We start from the raw sequence: 21,400 nt of genomic DNA on the forward strand, positions 1-21,400 counted from the left end.
CACGAATCACCCATTCATTACAGTCTTTTTAATCCTATTTTTTATTGAATGACGAAACCTTTAGGCAATATCACCAGTTGCTGCTCCAATTCTTGGTAATGACTGGCTAACGCTACAGCATCACTATCTTCTATAAGATAGTTTTCAATTGATTGGTTAAAAATAGCTTGGATTTTTTGTCCATCATAATCCCATGTTAATGATACTACATCGGGACTGATTTCTTGCAGACTATAGGTTCCATGTCGGATAATGCCAGAAACATCCTTGCGAAGCTGAATCAATTTCTTCATGAAATGAAGCATATCATTACTGTCAGAAACACGGTCCCAAGGCATGACACGACGACAATCTGGGTCTGGCCCTCCACCTAACTCCAACTCAGTTCCATAGTAGAAACACGGTGTCCCCCTTTGTAGAAAGAGGCAGGCAAGGGCAGATTTAACCAGTTGAACATCTCCCTTAGCAGTAGCCAAAATGCGCTCCGTATCGTGCGAATCCAAAAGATTGAACATCACTTCCGAAATCTGCTGTCTATAGTACATAGATTGGCTATTGATCTCATCGATAAATTGAGGTGACTTCTTAGTCCCACGCAAGAAATAATCCTTGATACTGTCAGAGAGAGGATAATTCATAACTGCGTGAAATTCATCGCCATTCAGCCAGGGCTGTGAAGTATGCCAGACTTCTCCAAGAATATAAAGGTCAGGCTTTTTAGCCAAAACAGCCTTACGGAAATCTCGCCAAAATTGATGGTCCACTTCATTTGCCACATCCAAGCGCCAAGCATCAATATCAAACTCTTCAATCCAGTAGGTCGCAACGCTCAACAAATAGTCCCTCACTTGAGGATTGGCTGTATTTAGCTTGGGCATATAGCTGGCAAAGGCAAAGGTATGGTAAGGGAGTTTTCTTGGGTTTCCCAGCTTATCCTTGGTCACGGGGAATTCTTGAACATGGAACCAGTCTTTATATTCCGACTTTTCACCATGCTTGAGAACATCCTGCCATTGTGGAGACTGGTCCCCGATATGGTTGAAAACAGCGTCCAGCATGATCTTCATGCCTCTCTGATGGGCCTCCTCCACCAGTTTACGGAAAGTTTCCTTGTCTCCAAAATGATGGTCAATTTCGAAATAATCCGTCGTATTATACTTGTGATTGCTTGGGGATTCAAAAATCGGACAGAGATAAAGACCTGTAATCCCTAAGTCTTGCAAGTAATCTAGATAATCAATAATTCCCTGTAAATCACCACCAAAAAAATCGCTCGTCTTTGGTTTGATAGAGGAATCCCAAGCTAGCGCACCTTCAGGTGAAATCTCAAGGTTCCCATTAGCAAAACGTTCCGGGAAAATCTGATACCAAACTGTATTTGATACCCAGTCAGGAACATAGCAAGCATCAATCTCGTGGATATAAGGAATTTTAAAGCCATTTCCTTCATAATGAAGATTTTCTAGCGTGTTTTCAACACATCCCTTATCGCTGTACAAAATACCCTGACCTTGCTTATCTTTAAGCTCAAAAAGATACTGTAGTCGCGCATAGCCAACTGAAACTTCCGCTTGCCAGTAATCAAATAAGGCATCAGAAGTTACTTTGACCATCGCCTTGCTTGCTTCATAATGGTCCTCTAAAAAGATAAAAGTGTCTCCATAATGCAAATGGATGCTTTCAATATCATCTTTCTTAGTCCGGATACGAATGTGCATTATCTTATCCTTATAGAGATAAGCATACTCCGACTCTGGTCTATGGTAAATGGCAGTTAATTCCATTGTATCTGTCTCCTAGTTTACTTTGAATCGCTTTGCAACGCAAACATTTTCATAATTTTAATTCTAGTATACTACTTTAAAATTTTATTTTCAAGACTAGTCCGTAATTTTGAGTAGATTGTTTTTCAAAATAAAAAAGCAGCCAGTCTTACAACTTGCTACTTTTCAAATGATGATTTACAAATGTCTTTCCAGCCACTCTATCTTTTTAAAATCCTTATTGTTATTGTGGTCATTTCGATAGGAATCTTGGGAAGAAGCCTTGTATATACTGAAATACTGTTCTAAACTTGGAAGACGAAAAGTGATGTCCTCGCGATGAATAAGCTCTATATCTGATTCCGAAACTCCTGCAAAATCAGGTAAGGAATCGATACTCCCAAATTCAACGCTCACACCATCTTTTTGGAATTCATGCTCATGAATATCTATTAAGGTATAGCCTAAGTGATTCATCACTTTCATTATCTTGTCCCAGTCATAAATCCTGAGATGATCAGGTGCTTCCCAACCTCTAGGGTCACCAGGCACATGAATGTCAATGTCAGACGGCCCCCATTCTTCATTTGAACGGTATTCAAACCCCAAAGACCCCATGAGCGTCGGAGTGATTCCGACTTGGTTTAAATGTGAACAAATTGTTCGAAATTCATCAAATAGAGAATTCATCCTTCCTCCAATCCTTGATAAAACTTGATTTCTCAGTGAAAGACAAACTTGTTTCTACCATCTACTCTTTCGGTTGTGAAAAGACTTCAATATGCTGGCCCAGTACCTTGATTTCTACAGGTAGGTTATCCGATTTATCGCCGTCAACATCTGACTCCAATTCACTATCTGAAGAGATTTTAATATTACGTGCTCTGATATACTCAATATTATCATTGCCAACAACATCCCCTTTTAGTAAATCAGGAATAACGGATAATTTAGAGAATATAGAAGCATCTTTTAGAATCAAAATATTAGCATAGCCATCTTTGTCTTCTTCAAAGATTTTCTTATCAGCGAAGTAATTTGTCAAGAGAACCAAAACATGACTAGCTTCACCATCATAATTTCCATTTTCTGTCTCAATCTTAATGTTAAAGACCTGATCCGTCATCACAGACTTCATGGTATTTACAGCATAGGCAAGAATACCAAATTTTGTTTTGTCCTCGATCTCCACATTGTGAATCGCCTCAGGCAGAGAACCGATACTAAAAATATAACCAAAATAGTTATCATTTGCTTTACCGATATCAATCTTGTTGGTTAAATTAAAATCGAGTTCATCTATCGCGCCATCGATGTCTTGATTGATTTCCAACAGTTTTGTAATGAGGTTGCCCGTACCGCCAGGGATAATCCCTAACTTCGGAGTGTAGTCTCTCTCAGCAATACCCGAAATGACTTCGTTTACAGTCCCATCTCCACCAAAACACACCACTGCATCGTACTGCTCACGAGACGCTTCCTCAGCAAAGTGTGTTGCATCCAGTGCTTTTTCGGTAATTTTGGTTTCAACATGCTCAAAATATTCTTTTGCTTTATTCTCCAGCTTTTCTTTGTAATCCAAAGCCTTTTCCCCACCAGAGGTAGGGTTGATAATTAACATTACTTTTTTCATTGATTTTCTCCTTAATATTCGTTAGAAATCTTTATATTTCATTATATGAAACTAAATGTATCCCTATTATACAATGAAAATTCAGAAAAGAGAAATCTGACGTACTGGGCATTAATTTATAAAAACATAGACAAAGAGTTTACTGTGAATTTCGAGCATATAAAACATAGTTTAAAGTAAAGATTATCAGATAATATCAAACGATTGGCGCTAGAATATTAACGATTATCTAAAATAAAGAAAGCATTTTATTAATCTGTTTGCCATTAAATCCAGCTTGCGCGAAAATCTCTTTAAAAATTTCTTTTACCTCGTCCTCTTCCTTTTTCTTCCAATCCCCATGAAATTTATTTTCAATTCGGTAACTTCTTTGAATAATCACTTTTACATGATTGATTAAAAATTCTTTTGCTAATTTATGTTCATTTTCTTGAATGAGATGTAAGTAATGACAACTTAATGAAACAACATAGTCTTCTTTGAGACTTGGAACAATATTCTTTATGATTAAACTATCCTTGTCAAAACAATCTTCAAAATAGTAATCTGTGATGAATTTGTTTAGATCTTCTCCCCAGTTTTCTTTAATCCAATCTCTCCAGTTTTGATGGGGACCACCTTTATGACAATTAATTATTATATTCATCTTCCAAAGCCAGTTATCTGCTCCATCACTTCCAGGGATGAAACTTTCCACCACTGGCATCATATTTCCACACCAATAGTAAACAATAGCAAAAGCTTTAAAATAAGGTTCCAAATCATGTGGTATTTCTAAATCACCTTTTAATATCCCGTCTTTTATTTCTTTACCACCTTTTAAGCTAGTTTCGACACTTGCAATTCTTTCACAAGGTAGCTTAATTGAAGTAAGGATGTCAGCCGTAAGTGCAATACCTTTCGATTTATTGACAAGCAAATGAGCTCCCTTATAGCCTGATTCTGATTTTTCTTTATATGCTTCAATCTCATTATATTTTTGGGCATCCATTAAAGTATTATATTGATTAACTGAGTTTTGAAACTTAATAATCCCCCAATCATCTTCCTCATAAAAAGGATACTTCTTATAAAAATCCATTGCCTTTTTACGTACTTCAAATTCACAATTGACATTATCACTATCTGTAATATCTACTTTATTAATAAACTCATTTACTTGTATCATAAAATATCCTCCATATTTTTTTATTATATAAATCCGTTTAAAAAGACAAATAGATGTGTGTAAATTTACACTAGCTCACTACTTACTCCGTCTTCAGAAAAAATATCCTTGACTTGCTCAAAATCGCTTAAAATGATTGTAACTTACTTTAAACTTAGATACTGCTTTAATTCAGCTAAGTCAACAGCAATCAAATCAAAAATATCAAAATGAAATCATTTCTATTGAACTACCTTACCATACTCTTTTATTTTATCAGCATATTCAGTCAAAAGATTTTTTGAATAAATTTTTGCATTTTTTGAATTTCTAACTTCTTTCCAAAGAATAGAAGCTACTTTTAGTTTGTTCGAGTAGTTGCCACTATTTTCGTCTGCACAGAAATCCTTTAAAAATTGATTCCATTGACAAACCGAATGGTCATACTTGGCATAATCTGAATCTCCATAATAAACTTTTAGCATATCTTGGATTGTAAAACTCAAATCATGTTCTCTTTTGACTTTTCTCCAGGCAGTGGCCATATCAGCAGTAAATTTAAAGGGCGAAACACCTGTTAGAGTTGAGAAATATTCTCTAAAGTGTGCATTAAAGGCGAATCCACATTCAAGTAAGGGCGTATCTAAAGTAACGACTTCTACTTGTTTCTTCTTGCTTTTTATTGATGATTTTTTAATCAAATTCCCCTTGAAGTACTGCTCAATAATATCATTGAGTTCCTGTTTTGTACCTCTATATTCAAGCCCTAATGACTTGCATATCTGTGAAAGTTCATCACGATACCAATAGTATTTATTAAATTCATCAAAGGATGTGATTTTATCAAACCCAGGTCTACTCTCTATCAATATTTTACCTCCTTAAAAACAGTTTAGGTTGTCATCTCAAAATAATGGAGTTTTAGTTTCTTTATTTTGAGGATTAGCAATGTTTCACTAACAAACTCACACACTCAGCGGTTCGGACTTACCGTATCATCAGTGAGATACAAAGTCTTTTCCATCTTCTAAAAAATCAAACACGACTAAATCTTTAGAATAATCATTTTGGTACAATTCCAATAGATACATATTTCATTTTCCCAATATTTGAAAAACTAACCGATATTTTAAGCAACTTACAATCAAATTATCTAGCCTTAATATACGCATTTATCATATAACGAAGATAATTAAGTTTGGTTTATCCAGGATCGACATCTATAGAAGTTATTTTGTAACCATCATTATTGTATAAAAATTCTAATTGTAGGGTTAAATCTACTAATTCAGAATCGGAGGTCATCTCATATTCAACAACAAAGCCAGTTTGATCATTAAATTCATAAACTTGTAGTTGGGAGTACTCATAATTCGGATGGAAATTACAATCTACACCATATTCATCAATTTTATCAAAATCATTTAATTGTAATGAATCGTCAATATATTCAAGTAACTCTCTTACATCATCAACTTCTGAACCATCAACACAATCCAAAATATCTCTATAATTATTTAGATGAATTGCTCTTAAAATCTTTTTAAGTATTTCAATTACTTTTTCTTCATCTAGGTAGTTTTCTTTGTACTCAAAATCATCGAATATTCCCATGATAATACTTCCTTTTTGTAATCAACTTTAAATCTTATAAATATTAAAAATGTTTCACTAACAAACTCACACACTCAGTGGTTCGGACTTACCGTATCATCCGTGAAAAAACAATCCTTCCGAAATAATGGAAAGTCTTTCGTTTTGATATTATTCCATTCGTAAACTGAACCTACAATATCTCCAATAATTGCTCCTAGCATAAGATTCCTCCTTATGGCATATCAGATTCGTTACACATTTCTAATGAGTCACTCTTTAAAAATGGCACCACCAAATCAATCCACTCATAAGGCAGGTAAGCTGATAAATAACCGTGGTTATAGCCCTTTGCTTCATACAAAATTGTGTTTGAATGTAGCTGATGAAATAATTTCGCTGATTCTTTCACACAGTTCAATTCTTTTTCACCATAGATATACAGAACCTGAGCCTTGCTAGCAGAAATCATATCTTTCAGCTTGTAACATCCCATATAGTTTTTGTAAATGGTCACCAATGTTTTGATAGGCGTCCTTGGCAAATCCTCCAAATAATAATCTTTTATTTCCTCTGGATAAGCCAGTTTAGGATAGAGTTTGTTCATCATGCTTAACTGAAGTTTGCAAGAGAATTTATTGAACATCAGTTTACCAAATAGAGACACTAGAAAGATGCTGATTTTAGCTAACCTTGGTTGAGGAATACAAAGGCTTCCATCTATGATGGCCTTCTCAGCAATTTCACTGTCTAAAGATAAAAGCTCCATGGCAATTTGACCACCAAGTGAAACACCACCGATTGCAAACAATTTCCCACCACAGTTTGCTTTGATATAGTCTAGAATCTCCAAAGCAGAATCTTCAGTAGAAACATAATCAAGTTGATATTCCTCGCCGTGGCCATTCAAAGTGGGTAGAATAATACGGTATTCTTCTGACAGGATTCGTGCTTGACGAAGATAATTCCACCAAGAACTGCCACCACCATGTATCAGTAAAATAGGAGGCAAATTCTTATCACCAAATTCATGAAATTTCATCTTTAAACTCCTTACTTTAGGACTTTCACTAGCTACATCCTTGTTTAATCAGCTCGTACAAGCAGTGATGTCTCATCAAATAGAAAAGTCTCTAACATTGATTATCTAGAATGACCACACGTTACTTTCAATAATGGATATCCTGATCTAAATTTTAAAATGTTGTTTCCTTACTAATTCTATTACTCGCCAATATTGTATAAATTAAATAAGCAATAAAAATGATAATAAAAATAACATTAATTTTTAGCACAAAATAAAGATTTAACAAATTTGCGAACGCATGAAATAATATACAGTAACCCACAGATTTCGTTTGACGGTAAAGAAGCCCTAAAACAAAACTTAAAAATAATGTATATATAAAAAATAAAATAAAAGGAAATCCTTGATGACTTTCTCCAACTATAAACCATAAAGGCAGATGCCATATTCCCCAAATTGATCCTACAATCAAATTAGATTGCCAATAAGTATATTTTTTATCAAGTAATAGTTGTAATATTCCTCTCCATCCTAATTCTTCATGTCCACCACCAAAAAAAATTAGTTGTATAAAGAATAATGGCATCAGATAAATTGATACTCCGTTTAATTCTAAGGAAGATACAGAAAATAGTATCAAAATTGCTAACATATGATAAATGAAATAAATACTACTATTTTCTATCTTATTAAATAAAAAATGTTTAAATTTTATATTATTACTTTTTAAATAAAAGCCACTTGCAATAGCTGGTCCAAGTGCACCAACTATATGTAATATTCTTCCTATAAATGTCTCTAATCCCAAAATATAAGATTGTGTAAATATGGCAAGAAGCCCCCAAGATATATAAGTAATTCCAAATGTACAATAAAGATAATTTTTTAAATTCTTTTTGTCAATTTCTGTCATTTTATCTTCCTTATTTTTATTATTTTATATGTAATATTTGTTACTGCTTCTTAGTTGCTCTCGATTATAACTACCTATATTCTATCATAAAAAACAAAAAAAGCCTTACAATCAAGGCTTTTCATTATTCATTTCGTCAATACTTTAGTTTCGTAGATTCAGATTCGCATGATTAAAACTAGTCAATTTTCTCTATGATATTTCCAAGTTTATCCAATACAAGACATGAATGATCATTTAGTGGAATTATGGGAACATCAACAAGTTCTTCAGCTCTATCCTTATTTGCTTTATCATTCCAGGAATCATAATGGACACTAATTAAAAACTGACTAAAGACTCCTAATCCATTTTTTATCTTTATCTGATGTTCTGAATTATCATTAGGTGAGACATAGACTTTTTCTCCTAATAATAGGGCTCCTGCAGAAAACCCTATAACTTTTGCCCCTTTATTAAGCATATGATCGATATAATTCTTGAACTCCTGATTGACATAAGTAGCTATATATTTTTCCGTATTTCCTCCACCGATGATGATTAGATCAGCATCTAAATAACTATCAAAATCAATCTGCTCAGTGTCCAAAAGTAAGTAATCAGTGTTTAGATTATGAAATTGACTTTGGAAAACTTCCGTGTACTTTTTCATATAGGGTTGCCAATTGTCTCTAAAAACTGTAAAAATAACAATTCTTTCAATCTTGCTTGATAATACAATTTTATCAACAATGCTATATTTCGTTATTGGGGGATTCCCACCCATCAAAAAAATTTGTTCTTTCAAGTTAGCACACTTTCTAAAGAGACATAAAGTTTAAACAAGTTTATTCACGTTCTGAAATTATAATTTCTTCTTAAAATGAATAATTCTTTTTGCTTCCTGAAATCCAATATTGAGATGAAATCTTATAGAATCCGTATTCGTTAAAGTACAGTCACTTGCAAATTCCTTACATCCTTTATTTTTCGCCCATTCCTCACATTTTGTACAGAGATTTTTAGCAATATCCTTTAAACGATATTCCTCGTCGACAATAATCCCTTCTAAGAATCCAACAGGACTATATTTACAACCTTCAACATAATCAAATCTGAGTGAACATAGTGCTAGACCTACAATTGTGTCACCTTCAACTTCAGTAAAGATTGCAGTATTTTTGCCATTCGTATATTTTTTTACTTCATCAAAAGCTTCTTTATCGGTCAATTGGGGCCATAATTGTTTTATTAGCTTAGCCGTTTTTATAGAATCTTTTGTTATTCCATCCATATTGATGTTCCTCCGCAAATTACAAGCAAATGTTTCGAATCATGCTGTTACTTTGTTACTCATTGATTGATACCAATACCATCCCCTTCTACTTTTCGACTGTCTCATATCGGAAGAGCAGAGCCATGCACTCAGCGGTTCGGACTTACCGTATCATTTCGTCGGTTTCCCTCCTCATTCTACGAGAGTCCTATCCCATGGGCAGAGCATCTACTCCTACTTCGCTGATGCCTCAGCTCGTACAAGCAGTGATAGACACTCGACATGTGGTGCTAGCAAACTTCTATATTATAGAACGAAAGTATGTAAAAGTGATTTTGGAATAATACTACAGAACGGAACTATTAAAATTTATTTAGTAAGGAAATCCCCTAACTCACTGACCAATCCTTGCTTTATAGAACAGAAATCAATACTCTGAACTTTCGTCGCACGTAATGTAATTTTTTCTGCAGTAGTATAAAAATCTAATTCATCTTGAGTGAAGAAATCTACTGCATCATATCGACGTATAGGTATAAGTTTTTCATTATAATAAACCAGCATTTTAATCGGATTGACTCGCAATACCTCAGCCACCCCAGAATCCGCAGTTGCGAAATAATGGAGATAAATCACATCTGAGTTTTCAATACAATTGAATAAAGTACTTTGTTCCAATAGTCTTATATGAAAAATATCCCATGCTGTATTATGTATTTTATCAATTAAATTCTTAGCCCCTAGCTGCAACTTTTTAAATATTTCTTGAACGGCACTATCATTTTTCAAAAAAAGTATTAATAAAGTCATTTCCAATTCTAAAAATACGCATAAATCCTCAAAACAATAGCGTTTAAACTCAGCGACTTTAGCTTTTGTAGAAAGATTTTTTGTATTTTTCAAAATGAATGCTTTCAATATATAGCAACACACTGCCTCATACTGTTGTATCACCTCATCCTTGCTTAGGTAGTTTTCTGCATCTTCCCAGATTTCTTTCATCCAAATATATTTATCTGGTTTTAGAGTCTGAGGCACATTAGATTGAAAAACTTCAAAATCAGTGCTATCAAAATAAACATAACTTTCAATCATTTTGGCTAATAATTCACGATTTAGTGGGGTGGTATATCTTTCCATTAAAGCAGTTGAAATATTATTTGTTAGACGCAACGATTTAATCTCGTGTAAAAACTTAATTAAATTCTCCTTATCAGGGACATTTCTCCCTCTATATAAATCATGTATGTAGGTAAAAATGTTTAAGTCATAATTGATAATTCTGGCAACGGGTAAGAAATTATCCTTAGCATTCACAGTATTTTTATCAATAACCCAAATTTTTTGGTAATCTCCCAAACCAATCAGATTAAACTTTCCATAGCTAAATGATTTGCCTATATTACCAAAATTTGACTTTTCTTCATCAAATAGAAAAACTCTACACTCATGAAGGTTCCATCTATTGAAAACTTCTATTTTCTGTATGGTCGTTTCACACTTAACTAGCTCCTGAATAAAAGGATATATTTCAAGCATAGGTGTTTAACCTCCCAAAATACTTAGTTGTCTTGTTCATAACGAATAACTTCTTCCCAATAATCATACTCATCACAAATATACAACATTGCATTAAATAACTTCAAAAACTCTTGTTCTTCGATTTCTTTCTCCCACCGACCATGACTAATCATATGACGATTTGGTTCATCAAGTGTAAATCTATTAGTATCTTTGAAGAAACTATACAGCCAGTGCATCAGTCCTACATCGCTAAACGACTTATCAATAAATATACTATCAATTTCTTTAATCGCTCGGTGACCTACTGGTATTTTTTTCTCTAATGAAGTCATTTCTGAAATTCTATTTAGTGCACCATCAATTGCCAAACTTCCCAGAGTGTATGCTGCATAAAAGTTTCGATTAAAGTAGCAATCAACCATTGATTTTACAAGAGGAGCTGAATAACACGGCGAATTTTGTAAGTCAATAATAAAATCCTCATTTTTTAGTTTATCCCTAAGCAGCTCTATCCATTCGTCCTCCATGGTATTCCATTCCTCAGCAAGTAAACGTTGATAAACACTTCTATCACGAAAATAAATAACCCATCCATTTTCTGCCAGCAGTTGAACTCGAGAAATAATCTGCTCAATTTCTTCTTTTGTATAAATCGAAGGCAGTGATTTTAAAAGTTCATTGATGCCACTAAAAATCTTTGAATAATCAATTTGATAGCTAGCAATTAAATTTTTTGCAGAATCTGCAATGTTTTGAATTGCTTGCAAGTGTGTACTTGATAACGTTTTATTGTACGACGCAACCACTTCTGACATGACATTAATAGCGCTTTTTTCCACTTGAATTAATGAAGGCAGACTTACTAAAGGAGTCGTCAAATTAGCAAAATCTACTAATTTAGCTGAACTTAATACATTTGAAGTTGCAATTAATTCTGAAATAATGTTAGCGTTTACAGTTGCTTGAAAGTTACTAAAGGTATCAGCCAAAACAGAAATAGATGTAGTATTTTGTCCCAATTTTATCTTCTCAGAGACGTTTGTTGAGCTGTCTAAGGGAATTTTTTTAGAGTCTATTTCAACTTTCTTCACTTTAATACTATCAGTCATTTCGTCCTCCCAAAACAGCTTATTCATATTGTTTATTATACCACTAAAACTACAAAAAGACCTTAACCATTCGGTCACAGTTACTGACAATTCTACCTTAGTCCATCTGTCAATTTTTCTCTTTCTATGTGCTAATTATTCTGTCCATTATCTAGCACATAATTAGTCCATAAAAAAAACATTTTATACTAAAGACTAAGAATTTTAATTGTTTACTGAAGTAATATTGTAAAAAGTTATTAACTCCTGTAAGTTAGTATTGTTACTATAAATTTTCTAGATTTTTTATAAGAGTATAAACTACTTTTCTACCTTCACTTCTCTACTCTGTAGCTCGTACAAGCAGTGATACCGCCTCAACATGATGCGTCTGTGGGACTCAAAAGGTTTGGGTGAACCTTTTGAGGTTTAACTGCGTTTCACTAACAAACTCACACACTCAACATGATGCGTTTGAGGAAAAAGATCCACCGGCTGGACTTTCTTCAATTCATAGCCTAATTCTTGGTAGAGTTTGATATCACGCGCCATGGTGGCGACATTACAAGAGATATAGGCAATACGATTAGCTCCTGTTTGAGCGCTTGCTTTGATAAAGCTTTCGGTCAAGCCCTTGCGTGGTGGGTCGACTAAGATAGCAGTTAGTTGGATGCCTTCCCTGAGCCAATTCTTCATGGCATTTTCAGCTGTGTCACAGACATAGTGTGCATTAGTGATATTATTCAAGGTAGCATTCTTCTGGCTATTCTCAACTGCTTCTTGGATGACCTCAACTCCATAGACTTCCTTGACGTGTTTCGCAACAGAGAGGCCAATCGTTCCAATACCAGAATAAGCGTCGATTACCACATCATCTTCTCTTAACTCCGCAAAGTCAATAGCTGTTTGATAAAGTTTCTCTGTCATTTCAGTATTTACTTGATAAAAAGCTGGCCCAGCGATTTGGTAGTCATTTTCCAACATCTGGTCCGTAATATAGTCTTGACCATAAAGAGTGCGCCACTCCTTACCAAAAATCGCATTGGTATTCTGATCGTTGATATTTTGCATGACAGAGACAATCTCTGGGAACTGCTTGATAAGGTGTTCAATCAATTGCTCTACTCGGAAAACTTTCGGACGAGTTGTTACTAAAATGACCATGATTTGCCCTGAATAGTGCCCACGTCGCACCACAAGATTTCGAATCAAGCCAGACTGTTCCTTTTCGTCATAAGGTTTTAAATCAAAACGACGAAGCAAATCGCGTAGAACTACTACGACTTGGTCAATGACAGGATCTTGGATAAAGAAATCTTCGAGGGGCATGAGATCATGCGAATTTTTACGGAAAAAACCAGTTTCCAAGACACCATTCACTCGACGAACGGGCACCTGCGCCTTATTGCGATACTGGACTGGGTGCCCCATGCCGAGCGTTTCAGAGACCTCTACATCTGTAATGCCAGCAATCTTGTAGAGACTATCTTTGACTTGCTTGGTTTTAAACTTGAGCTGCTCTGGATAGGCAAGATGCCCCAAATCAGCGATACCTGAGCGTAGATAAGCTATGTCAAGGTCTTGGTTACGATGCGGAGAATATGTAAGGTATTCTTCAACTTTTCCATAGCCGATCTTTTTATTGACTTTAAGGACTCGCATGAGGATTTTCTCAGTTGGTAGAGCATTTTCTACAAAGAAAACCAAACCTTCTACCTTAGCAACTCCAGCACCTTCATGGGTCAAATCGACAATTTCAACTTCTACAATATCATTTTTCTTTAACATATTTTTCACTTTCTATCGGCCGAGAAAAAAAGACGGCAACATTTCTGTTACCATCTATTATATCATGAAATGACCTAAGCACCAAAACTCTTGAAGAAGTTGACAATGGCTTGCCAAAGGGAGCTAAAGAAGTTGCCCCCGTCTTCTAGCGCTTTATTGGCATCAAAGTTGAGGTTTATATTTTTAAAGCTATCTCCAGCTTGGGATACAATACTTTCCTTGAGGTCATTTAGGGTTTTAGTGAAATCAGCATTGTTCAAAATGTCACTCTTTGAGAGGTTAAGTGCAAAATTGATGATGATATTGACCTGGTTTCCTGTTATAACCTGATCGAGTTTGTAGTTTTTTAGTGTATCTTCAACGATTTTGCGGACATCTTCTTCTGTCAGATTACCTTTGGCTTCTTTTGCTTTTGCGATTCCTGCCTTGATATCTGCCAAAGCGACATTGAGTTTATTGGCATCATATCCTGACTTATCCTTGTTTTCAGCATTAATATCGGATAAGGCTTTTAGCTCCTCTTGGGCCAAGTCTTTATTGGCTTGCGGTACTTTGGCACCATTGGCCTCTAACGAGTAGTAAATCCCTGCTAGGGCGCTCTCTCCTGTAACTGGAATGGGTGCTGCAACTGTGATTTTGGCATGCTCCACTCCCAGCGTCACTGCTGCGTTACGGTACATATCCTGCGTCACCTTGGTGATATTTTCAGGCGTTTCAATCTTGACTTCTAGAGGCGACTTATCCCCCAGCTTTTGAATCTTGGATGATGAATAGAGCTGTAGACTAGCATCATTAGCCACATTCATAATTTTCGAATAGATATCCGGTGTCATTGTTTTGATATCTTTGGTGTCTTTTGAAGCGTCATAGCCAAGTTTGCTAAGAGTTTGGTTTTTCTGGTCTTCAGATAGAGAAGAACCTAGAACATATTCAGGTTGTACATAGGTTTCATCGATTACTTTTTGAACATCGGTTGCTGCGTGGACGCTTGTCATAGCTGTTGCGGCCCACAATACTACAGCACTTGTTAGAAAGAATTTCTTTCTCATGGGATATTCCCTCCTTTACCTTTCTAGGGTAATAAAACAATCTTAAAGAAAGCTTATAGTGAAAAACACCTGGTCAAACCAGATGCTTAAAAGAAATTAAAGAATTTCATGATATAGAGATTAAAGCGAACCTGTCTCGAGTAGTAATAATTTCCACCATTTTCATAGAGTTCGGCTCCGTGAAAGATAGAAATAGGGTTGATATAGGTGTAGGTCTTCCCAGTAGTATTGCCAAGGATTGGAGCGACCGTTTCTCGGGAGTAACGCTTGGCTAGGGCCAAAGTATTTTCCTTACCATTCTGAGCGATAAAGTCGATATAGGCAGGCCCAAAATTATAGGCTTGAACAGCGGTCCAGACATCTACTCCTTTGCTCTGTGCCAAATAGAGATTATCTGTTAGTGTCTGAACCCCTTGGCGAATACTAGAGGCATCGTCTTTGATGGTATTGGTAGCGCCACTAGCAGACTCACTAGATTGCATGACATCCCGCTCTTTTCCCTTCGTTTCCGTATAAATCATGGCGAGCACCAACTCTTCATTGGCTGGGGTATCTCTTTCACTGAGGATTTCTCGAACCATGGGTTGGTAGGTCATGACTTGTTTAACATCCTGATGGATATGATAAGCTTTGTATCCTGCGAAAAGGAAGACTGCTAGCACAAGCACTCTTCTTATAAATTTAAACATTATTTACTTTGAATATCCTCGATATTTTTGATTAAGATAGAATAGGTTCCATTGTCATTTTGGATAAACTCAACAGACTCTGCATCTTGGTAAACATTATTTGGAACGATGAGTTCAATTCCATTTGACAAGGAAAGTTTTTGGTTTTCAAATTTCTTGAGCTGACGACTGGCATCAATTTCATCGAACTGGACTGGTTCTGGTACAGCTTCCTTGACTTGGTCGATAAAGCTCAAACGAGCTGTCAGATTGTTGTCAAAAAGGTCATTAGCCAATTTTTCAGGTGACAGTTCATTGCTTTCTTCCAGATTGTTGAAAATCGCTGATTTGACCTTGGATTGAAATTGAAAATCATCTGTGTTAAAGGACTCTGCAATTCTCTGAGCCGTTTTTTCCAGTTCCTTGATGGACTTCTTTGGTGAAATCTTAGGGGCTACAGCAAGAAGATTCTCTGAAAAGTAGTTCAAAAAAGTCCCATTGTACTTGATACGTTTTTCGATGAGGTGGTACTTGCGACTCTGTAGATTAACCACCAAGGCCTCGTCAGCTCCCGTTCCAAATCCAGGCAGGTTATTCTGAGTTAGCTTGATTGGATTATCAACTTCTCCTCCAAGGTGGGTCAAGGTCTCACGTAGAGCAATTCGCAAGAAAGCGAAATGTTCAACGCCTTCTTTAGAAAACTGAACAAAAACCAAGTCATTGGTCTTGAGATTTTCAGAAATGCTGAACTCCTCTTTCCAGAGATTAGCCAGTGTTACTGATGTCTCCAATAAATCATCTGTGATGTGATTGAAGAAGGGATTTTCTTCTTCGAAAATCCCAGTCTTGGCTTCATCTGAATACACACGTTCGATTTTTTTGCGCAGATATTCTTCGATTTTTGGAGTGATATTGAGAAATTTATCCGCTAGAAACAGCTCGGTATCATCCGGACTGAACTGATGGATAATGGCTTTCTTAATATAAATGTCCATAAAAGTATTAGTCCTCGTATAGTGGGAAGGCATCTGTCAACGCTTTGACTTCACTTCTCACTTCTTCTAAGACAGCTTCATTTTCTGCATTCTTAAGGGTTTTAATGATGAGTTCAGCCACTTTACGGCTTTCTACTTCACCAAATCCACGTGCAGTGATGGCTGCAGATCCGATACGAATCCCACTTGTCTTGAATGGTGACAAAGTTTCGTAAGGGATTGAATTTTTATTTAGGGTAATATTAACTTCATCTAGCAAGTTTTGAGCAACTTTTCCGTTTTCTACAACCTTAGTCACATCCACTAGGAAGAGATGGTTTTCAGTACCGCCAGAAATGATACGGAAATCAGGGTCTTGCAAGAAGACTTCAACCATAGCCTTGCTGTTTTTGATGACATTAGCAGCATATTCCTTGAAGGCTGGATCCAAAACTTCTTTGAATGAAACCGCCTTAGCCGCCACAACATGCTCCAAAGGACCGCCTTGAATACCAGGGAAAATAGCTGAGTTGATTTTCTTAGCTAGGTCCTTATCATTTGTCAAGATCAAGCCACCACGAGGTCCACGAAGGGTTTTGTGGGTCGTTGTTGTTGTGATATGAGCGTATGGTACTGGACTTGGATGTAGACCAGCAGCAACCAAACCAGCGATATGGGCCATATCGACCATGAGCTTAGCCCCAACAGCGTCTGCGATTTCACGGAATTTTGAAAAGTCGATAATTTGAGAATAGGCTGAAGCACCTGCTACGATTAGTTTAGGTTTTACTTCTTGGGCTTGTTTCAAGATGGCATCAAAGTCCAAGAGTTCTGTTTCAGGATCCACGCTATAAGAAACAAAGTTGTAGGTTTGACCAGAGAAGCTAACAGGAGCTCCGTGGGTCAAGTGCCCACCAGCAGCCAAATCCATTCCCATAACCGTATCACCTGGCTCAATCAAGGCCATGTATGCAGCACAGTTGGCTTGGCTTCCTGAGTGAGGTTGGACATTGGCAAATTTAGCCCCGAAAATTTCTTTCGCGCGTTCAATTGCCAGAGTCTCTACCACGTCTACTACATCCGTTCCACCATAATAACGGCGCCCTGGGTAACCCTCGGCATATTTGTTTGTCAAGATAGACCCTTGAGCTGCCATAACAGCCTTGGAAACAACGTTTTCCGAAGCAATCAACTCGATATTGTTTTGTTGGCGTTCTTCTTCTTTGGCAATAGCATTCCATAGATCAGCATCGTATGCTTTAAAATCGTCTTTGTCAAAAATCATAGGTCTTCTCCTTTATAGTGTGACTGGTCCTTTAGTTTGTTTTTCAATAAGAAAATAAACTAAAAGATGCGAATAAACCGTTTCTGCACTTTATCACAAGTATAACCAACTTTTTCATAAAATGCATGAGCTCCCAGACGATGATCAGCAGAGTTTAAGCGGATAAACCCATAACCCCGTCTTTTTGCTTCTTGATCCAACCCTTGCAGTAAGCTTTTACCGATACCTTGCCCTTGTGCTTGAGGTGAAACCGCTAAGCCTAAGATATTAAATCCTGCTTTGGAATAGAGGGATTCATAAACTTCAGCATGGACATATCCAAGTAGGACATGGCTGACTTCATCCTCATAGCCAAGTAGGAAATGATGGGAATCCTGAGATAATTTAGCTAGTTGACTAGCTGTGTCCTCTGGACTAAAAGAATAACCCAAAGCCTCTTGGTTAATCTCACATATAGCATTCACATCTGTTTCTTGCAAATCTCTTAGCATCTCATTCCTCCTCAAAAGAAATCTCTGGCAACCGAGCAAGAATATCTTCTCGTTTAATTGCCCCTTGGCGTAAGATTTTCACCTTATCTCCAGACAAATCCAAAATAGTCGAATCCTGTCCAGTTAGAAAAGCGTCGTCCTCCAGCCCCAAAACCTCTTGGTCAAAATCCTCTAGAATTTGAGCAAAGGTCACTCCACTCGCCTGACCTGAAATATTGGCAGACGGCCCAATCAAAGGACCTGTCTCTCGAATCAAATCAAGTGTAATGGGGTGACTCGGCATCCGAAATCCCACCGTTGAAAGACCAGAGTTGACCCAATAGGGAACTCGGTCATTGGCTTCAAGGATAATGGTCAAGGGACCTGGTAAAAAATTCTCTACAAGTTTTTGTAGATAAGCTGGCTGATTCTTTGAAAAGTGCAAGATGTCCTCTAGAGAAGCGACATTAAGATTGAGTGCCTTATCTCTAGGACGACGTTTGAGTTGGTAAACATGGTCGACAGCTTTTTCGTCTAAGGCCTTAGCAAAGAGACCATAAACTGTCTCTGTAGGCAAAACAACAGCTCCGCCCTTTTCCAACTCTTGTCTAATCCTGTCCATCATCAACTACAACCATCCTATCTTGACCAAATTGGTCCCTGAGTGTTCGTACTCGTTTTTCAGGAAGATGTTTCCTAAAAAGTGCAGGAACACTTTGACCTTGCTTGTATCCAATTTCAAGGTAAATCTTACCACCATCTGTGAGATAGTCTTTTGCATCTTCCGCAATTCTGCGGTAAATAGCTAGGCCATCCTCATCTGCAAAGAGAGCTAGATGAGGCTCCGAATGCAAAACATTCAAACCAACCTCTGACTCATCTTCACGAGAGATATAGGGTGGATTGGATACAATTATATCATATTTTTCAGAAATTTCTGCAAAACAATCAGATTTTTTAAAAAATATATTAAGATTTTGATTTCTAGCATTCTCTGATGCAAGCTCTAAGGCGTCTTGGGAAATATCTGCTGCTGTCACTGACCAATCTGGTCTGTTTTTTGCTAATCCAAGGGCTATGGCGCCACTTCCAGTCCCGATATCTAGGACCTTAAGCTTATCCTTAGGATTTTCGGCCAGGATAAGTTCTACCAACTCTTCTGTCTCTGGACGAGGAATCAAAACCCGCTCATCTACTTTTAACTGCATCCCAAAGAAATCTGCGTGACCAATGATATACTGAGCTGGTTTATGAGACGCTAACTGCTGGAAAATTTCTTCTACAAATTGTGTTTCTTCCTCTGTTACCTCTTGCTGGAGGGCAAAGACAAAGTCTGTAAAAGAGAGATTTTTTAAGCTACGATAGACAAAAGAGAGGCTTTCTGCTTCCTCTCCTTGTCTTATCAACTCTTCTTCAAAATCTGAAAATAATTGAGCTAATTTCATTATTTGTTTAATTCTTCTAATTTTTGTGTTTGGTCATAAAGCACCAAGGCATCCACAACTTCATCCAATTTACCAGACAAAATCGTATCTAGTTTTTGGAGGGTCAAGCCAATACGGTGGTCTGTGACACGGTTTTGTGGGAAATTGTAAGTACGGATACGTTCTGAACGGTCACCAGTACCAATAGTAGACTTACGCTCAGCGTCTTGTTCATCCTGGGCAATTTGTGCAAAGTGGTCAGCAACACGCGCACGGATGATTTTCATGGCCTTCTCACGGTTTTTCTGCTGGGTACGTTCTTCCTGCATCTCAACCTTGATATTGGTTGGCAAGTGAACGATACGCACGGCAGTCGCAACCTTATTGACGTTCTGACCACCAGCACCAGATGCGTGGTAGATGTCAACACGAAGGTCTTTTGGATCAATATCGTATTCTACTTCTTCCACTTCAGGCATGACAAGGACTGTCGCTGTCGAAGTGTGTACACGGCCTTGGCTCTCTGTTACAGGGACACGTTGCACACGGTGGGCACCTGATTCGTACTTGAGTTTAGAGTATACAGACTGACCAGAAACCATAGCAACCACTTCCTTGAAACCACCGACACCATTCATAGAAGCTTCCATGACTTCAAAGCGCCAGCCTTGGGCTTCCGCATACTTTTGGTACATAGTTAGCAAATCCCCGGCGAAGAGCGCTGCTTCATCTCCACCAGCAGCTCCACGGATTTCAAGGATGATGTTCTTATCATCGTTTGGATCCTTAGGAAGGAGCAAGATTTTCAATTTTTCTTCATACTCTTCTTTTTCAGTCTTGGCATCTTTGAGTTCTTGCTTAGCCATTTCCTCCAAGTCCGCATCTCCACCTGATTCCTTAATCATCTCTTCAGCATCGACGATGTTTTGAAGGACTTGTTTGTACTCACGGTAGGCTGTTACCGTATCGCGAGTGGAAGCCTCTTCTTTTGAAAGCTCCATGAAACGTTTGGTATCAGATACCACATCAGGGTCACTGAGCAATTCTCCTAATTCTTCATAACGGTCTTCTACAGCTTGTAGTTGATCATAAATGTTCATTTTTCTTCATTCTCCTTATTGATTTCAGGGGCAAAATAATGTTTACGGCAGACTGAGATATAGGTTTCATTTCCACCGATCTGAATTTGTTCTCCATCATAGACTGGCACGCCATCTTGAGTTCGCAACACCATAGTCGCCTTTTTCTTACAATACTGACAAATGGTCTTGATTTCGTCAATCTTATCTGCTAAAAGCAAGAGATATTTGGAACCTTCGAACAATTCATTGCGAAAGTCATTCTTCAAACCAAAAGCCATGACAGGTATGTCTAACTCATCAACAACACGAGCAAGGTCATAAACATGGTGACGCTTGAGAAACTGAGCCTCATCGACTAGCACACAGTATGGTTTCTCAGGTAAGTCTCGGATATAGCCAAAGATATCCGTCGTTTCCTCAATCGCAATGGCTGGGCGTTTCATACCGATTCGACTAGATACATAGCCAACACCGTCACGTGTATCCAGAGCCGAAGTCATAATCACAACTCCCTTTCCTTGCTCCTCGTAGTTATAGGCCACCTTGAGAATCTCAATCGTCTTACCAGAGTTCATGGTCCCATAACGATAATACAACTGTGCCATGCTTCTATTTCACGTCCATTTCTAAATTTTTGCTACATTCTAGTATATCATAATTTTCTGAAGCTTTAAACGGCAAAATGTGGTAAAATAGAAGAAATCAAAAACTAGTGGA

At 37.1% G+C, this 21,400-nt stretch carries 24 protein-coding genes; 1 reads left to right on the forward strand and 23 read right to left on the reverse strand.

Features of this window, described 5'->3' with window-relative positions:
* Positions 1-41 precede the first annotated feature (41 nt).
* The 11 genes from B7723_RS05240 to aac(6') form a co-directional block, all read right to left on the reverse strand.
* Positions 42-1,784: a glycoside hydrolase family 13 protein gene (locus B7723_RS05240; RefSeq protein ID WP_084849652.1), complete on the reverse strand. Its 1,743-nt coding sequence runs from the start codon at positions 1,782-1,784 to the stop codon at positions 42-44.
* A gap of 177 nt (positions 1,785-1,961) precedes the next feature.
* The gene (locus B7723_RS05245; protein ID WP_084849651.1) at positions 1,962-2,453 is read right to left on the reverse strand and encodes a phosphoribosylanthranilate isomerase; all 492 of its coding nucleotides are present in this window, start codon (positions 2,451-2,453) and stop codon (positions 1,962-1,964) included.
* 61 nt (positions 2,454-2,514) lie between these two features.
* Positions 2,515-3,396 (reverse strand): diacylglycerol/lipid kinase family protein, encoded by an 882-nt coding sequence (locus B7723_RS05250; RefSeq protein WP_084849650.1) that lies wholly within the window; start codon positions 3,394-3,396, stop codon positions 2,515-2,517.
* Positions 3,397-3,625: 229 nt separating this feature from the next.
* Positions 3,626-4,564, reverse strand: coding sequence for a hypothetical protein (locus B7723_RS10640; RefSeq protein WP_239831240.1), 939 nt, complete (start codon positions 4,562-4,564; stop codon positions 3,626-3,628).
* A 221-nt stretch (positions 4,565-4,785) separates the two neighbouring features.
* Positions 4,786-5,412, reverse strand: a complete 627-nt coding sequence (locus B7723_RS05260; protein ID WP_084849649.1) for an SAP domain-containing protein — start codon at positions 5,410-5,412, stop codon at positions 4,786-4,788.
* A 334-nt stretch (positions 5,413-5,746) separates the two neighbouring features.
* Complete coding sequence (locus tag B7723_RS05265) at positions 5,747-6,157, reverse strand: DUF7668 domain-containing protein (RefSeq protein WP_000510789.1); 411 nt, start codon at positions 6,155-6,157, stop codon at positions 5,747-5,749.
* Positions 6,158-6,231: 74 nt separating this feature from the next.
* Positions 6,232-6,360 (reverse strand): ADP-ribosylglycohydrolase, encoded by a 129-nt coding sequence (locus B7723_RS10755; RefSeq protein ID WP_084849648.1) that lies wholly within the window; start codon positions 6,358-6,360, stop codon positions 6,232-6,234.
* A gap of 11 nt (positions 6,361-6,371) precedes the next feature.
* Complete coding sequence (locus B7723_RS05275) at positions 6,372-7,178, reverse strand: alpha/beta fold hydrolase (protein ID WP_084849647.1); 807 nt, start codon at positions 7,176-7,178, stop codon at positions 6,372-6,374.
* Positions 7,179-7,332: 154 nt separating this feature from the next.
* Positions 7,333-8,076: a CPBP family intramembrane glutamic endopeptidase gene (locus B7723_RS05280; protein WP_084849646.1), complete on the reverse strand. Its 744-nt coding sequence runs from the start codon at positions 8,074-8,076 to the stop codon at positions 7,333-7,335.
* A gap of 178 nt (positions 8,077-8,254) precedes the next feature.
* Positions 8,255-8,863, reverse strand: coding sequence for a Type 1 glutamine amidotransferase-like domain-containing protein (locus B7723_RS05285; RefSeq protein WP_084849645.1), 609 nt, complete (start codon positions 8,861-8,863; stop codon positions 8,255-8,257).
* A gap of 57 nt (positions 8,864-8,920) precedes the next feature.
* On the reverse strand, positions 8,921-9,349 hold the full coding sequence (gene aac(6') / locus B7723_RS05290) for an aminoglycoside 6'-N-acetyltransferase (RefSeq protein WP_084849644.1): 429 nt from the start codon (positions 9,347-9,349) through the stop codon (positions 8,921-8,923).
* A gap of 41 nt (positions 9,350-9,390) precedes the next feature.
* On the opposite strand from aac(6'), the gene B7723_RS10385 reads away from it, so the two are divergent.
* On the forward strand, positions 9,391-9,675 hold the full coding sequence (locus B7723_RS10385; RefSeq protein ID WP_241502085.1) for a hypothetical protein: 285 nt from the start codon (positions 9,391-9,393) through the stop codon (positions 9,673-9,675).
* Positions 9,676-9,700: 25 nt separating this feature from the next.
* Here the strand turns inward: B7723_RS10385 and B7723_RS05295 are convergent, their stop codons facing one another.
* The 12 genes from B7723_RS05295 to B7723_RS05350 form a co-directional block, all read right to left on the reverse strand.
* Positions 9,701-10,870 (reverse strand): hypothetical protein, encoded by a 1,170-nt coding sequence (locus B7723_RS05295; RefSeq protein WP_084849643.1) that lies wholly within the window; start codon positions 10,868-10,870, stop codon positions 9,701-9,703.
* Between the two features lie 23 nt (positions 10,871-10,893).
* Positions 10,894-11,964 carry a hypothetical protein gene (locus B7723_RS05300; RefSeq protein ID WP_084849642.1) on the reverse strand — a complete coding sequence of 357 codons (1,071 nt, stop codon included), beginning with the start codon at positions 11,962-11,964 and terminating at the stop codon, positions 10,894-10,896.
* 408 nt (positions 11,965-12,372) lie between these two features.
* The gene (rlmD, locus tag B7723_RS05305) at positions 12,373-13,731 is read right to left on the reverse strand and encodes a 23S rRNA (uracil(1939)-C(5))-methyltransferase RlmD (protein WP_084849641.1); all 1,359 of its coding nucleotides are present in this window, start codon (positions 13,729-13,731) and stop codon (positions 12,373-12,375) included.
* A 74-nt stretch (positions 13,732-13,805) separates the two neighbouring features.
* Complete coding sequence (locus tag B7723_RS05310) at positions 13,806-14,780, reverse strand: DUF1002 domain-containing protein (RefSeq protein WP_084849640.1); 975 nt, start codon at positions 14,778-14,780, stop codon at positions 13,806-13,808.
* A gap of 86 nt (positions 14,781-14,866) precedes the next feature.
* Positions 14,867-15,469: a lysozyme family protein gene (locus B7723_RS05315; RefSeq protein ID WP_004240129.1), complete on the reverse strand. Its 603-nt coding sequence runs from the start codon at positions 15,467-15,469 to the stop codon at positions 14,867-14,869.
* Positions 15,469-16,443, reverse strand: a complete 975-nt coding sequence (locus B7723_RS05320) for a nucleoid-associated protein (RefSeq protein WP_000356115.1) — start codon at positions 16,441-16,443, stop codon at positions 15,469-15,471. The genes B7723_RS05315 and B7723_RS05320 overlap by 1 nt, the downstream gene beginning before the upstream one ends.
* Positions 16,444-16,450: 7 nt before the next feature.
* Positions 16,451-17,707 carry a serine hydroxymethyltransferase gene (gene glyA, locus B7723_RS05325; RefSeq protein ID WP_084849639.1) on the reverse strand — a complete coding sequence of 419 codons (1,257 nt, stop codon included), beginning with the start codon at positions 17,705-17,707 and terminating at the stop codon, positions 16,451-16,453.
* A 59-nt stretch (positions 17,708-17,766) separates the two neighbouring features.
* Positions 17,767-18,198, reverse strand: a complete 432-nt coding sequence (locus B7723_RS05330) for a GNAT family N-acetyltransferase (protein ID WP_084849638.1) — start codon at positions 18,196-18,198, stop codon at positions 17,767-17,769.
* Between the two features lies 1 nt (position 18,199).
* On the reverse strand, positions 18,200-18,802 hold the full coding sequence (locus B7723_RS05335) for an L-threonylcarbamoyladenylate synthase (protein ID WP_084849637.1): 603 nt from the start codon (positions 18,800-18,802) through the stop codon (positions 18,200-18,202).
* Positions 18,786-19,622, reverse strand: coding sequence for a peptide chain release factor N(5)-glutamine methyltransferase (prmC, locus tag B7723_RS05340; protein WP_084849636.1), 837 nt, complete (start codon positions 19,620-19,622; stop codon positions 18,786-18,788). Before prmC ends, B7723_RS05335 begins: the two co-directional genes overlap by 17 nt.
* A complete protein-coding gene (prfA, locus tag B7723_RS05345) occupies positions 19,622-20,701 on the reverse strand; it encodes a peptide chain release factor 1 (protein WP_084849635.1) in 1,080 nt (359 codons plus the stop codon). The genes prmC and prfA overlap by 1 nt, the downstream gene beginning before the upstream one ends.
* Positions 20,698-21,288 carry a thymidine kinase gene (locus B7723_RS05350; RefSeq protein WP_000068127.1) on the reverse strand — a complete coding sequence of 197 codons (591 nt, stop codon included), beginning with the start codon at positions 21,286-21,288 and terminating at the stop codon, positions 20,698-20,700. The genes prfA and B7723_RS05350 overlap by 4 nt, the downstream gene beginning before the upstream one ends.
* Positions 21,289-21,400: the final 112 nt, after the last annotated feature.

The organism is Streptococcus oralis subsp. oralis, from assembly GCF_002096435.1.
GTDB classification, from domain to species: domain Bacteria; phylum Bacillota; class Bacilli; order Lactobacillales; family Streptococcaceae; genus Streptococcus; species Streptococcus oralis_AA.

What these genes read in the sequence shown, in the direction of transcription:
- B7723_RS05300 (WP_084849642.1), bottom strand. Translation starts at nt 11,964, where the DNA reads ATGACTGATAGTATTAAAGTGAAGAAAGTTGAAATAGACTCTAAAAAA.
- B7723_RS05245 (WP_084849651.1), bottom strand. Translation starts at nt 2,453, where the DNA reads ATGAATTCTCTATTTGATGAATTTCGAACAATTTGTTCACATTTAAAC.
- B7723_RS05280 (WP_084849646.1), bottom strand. Translation starts at nt 8,076, where the DNA reads ATGACAGAAATTGACAAAAAGAATTTAAAAAATTATCTTTATTGTACA.
- B7723_RS05330 (WP_084849638.1), bottom strand. Translation starts at nt 18,198, where the DNA reads ATGCTAAGAGATTTGCAAGAAACAGATGTGAATGCTATATGTGAGATT.
- prfA (WP_084849635.1), bottom strand. Translation starts at nt 20,701, where the DNA reads ATGAACATTTATGATCAACTACAAGCTGTAGAAGACCGTTATGAAGAA.
- B7723_RS05320 (WP_000356115.1), bottom strand. Translation starts at nt 16,443, where the DNA reads ATGGACATTTATATTAAGAAAGCCATTATCCATCAGTTCAGTCCGGAT.
- B7723_RS05350 (WP_000068127.1), bottom strand. Translation starts at nt 21,288, where the DNA reads ATGGCACAGTTGTATTATCGTTATGGGACCATGAACTCTGGTAAGACG.
- rlmD (WP_084849641.1), bottom strand. Translation starts at nt 13,731, where the DNA reads ATGTTAAAGAAAAATGATATTGTAGAAGTTGAAATTGTCGATTTGACC.
- B7723_RS05310 (WP_084849640.1), bottom strand. Translation starts at nt 14,780, where the DNA reads ATGAGAAAGAAATTCTTTCTAACAAGTGCTGTAGTATTGTGGGCCGCA.
- B7723_RS05250 (WP_084849650.1), bottom strand. Translation starts at nt 3,396, where the DNA reads ATGAAAAAAGTAATGTTAATTATCAACCCTACCTCTGGTGGGGAAAAG.
- B7723_RS05275 (WP_084849647.1), bottom strand. Translation starts at nt 7,178, where the DNA reads ATGAAATTTCATGAATTTGGTGATAAGAATTTGCCTCCTATTTTACTG.
- B7723_RS10385 (WP_241502085.1), top strand. Translation starts at nt 9,391, where the DNA reads ATGCTGTTACTTTGTTACTCATTGATTGATACCAATACCATCCCCTTC.
- prmC (WP_084849636.1), bottom strand. Translation starts at nt 19,622, where the DNA reads ATGAAATTAGCTCAATTATTTTCAGATTTTGAAGAAGAGTTGATAAGA.
- B7723_RS05265 (WP_000510789.1), bottom strand. Translation starts at nt 6,157, where the DNA reads ATGGGAATATTCGATGATTTTGAGTACAAAGAAAACTACCTAGATGAA.
- B7723_RS10755 (WP_084849648.1), bottom strand. Translation starts at nt 6,360, where the DNA reads ATGCTAGGAGCAATTATTGGAGATATTGTAGGTTCAGTTTACGAATGG.
- B7723_RS05295 (WP_084849643.1), bottom strand. Translation starts at nt 10,870, where the DNA reads ATGCTTGAAATATATCCTTTTATTCAGGAGCTAGTTAAGTGTGAAACG.
- B7723_RS05315 (WP_004240129.1), bottom strand. Translation starts at nt 15,469, where the DNA reads ATGTTTAAATTTATAAGAAGAGTGCTTGTGCTAGCAGTCTTCCTTTTC.
- B7723_RS10640 (WP_239831240.1), bottom strand. Translation starts at nt 4,564, where the DNA reads ATGATACAAGTAAATGAGTTTATTAATAAAGTAGATATTACAGATAGT.
- B7723_RS05240 (WP_084849652.1), bottom strand. Translation starts at nt 1,784, where the DNA reads ATGGAATTAACTGCCATTTACCATAGACCAGAGTCGGAGTATGCTTAT.
- B7723_RS05335 (WP_084849637.1), bottom strand. Translation starts at nt 18,802, where the DNA reads ATGATGGACAGGATTAGACAAGAGTTGGAAAAGGGCGGAGCTGTTGTT.
- glyA (WP_084849639.1), bottom strand. Translation starts at nt 17,707, where the DNA reads ATGATTTTTGACAAAGACGATTTTAAAGCATACGATGCTGATCTATGG.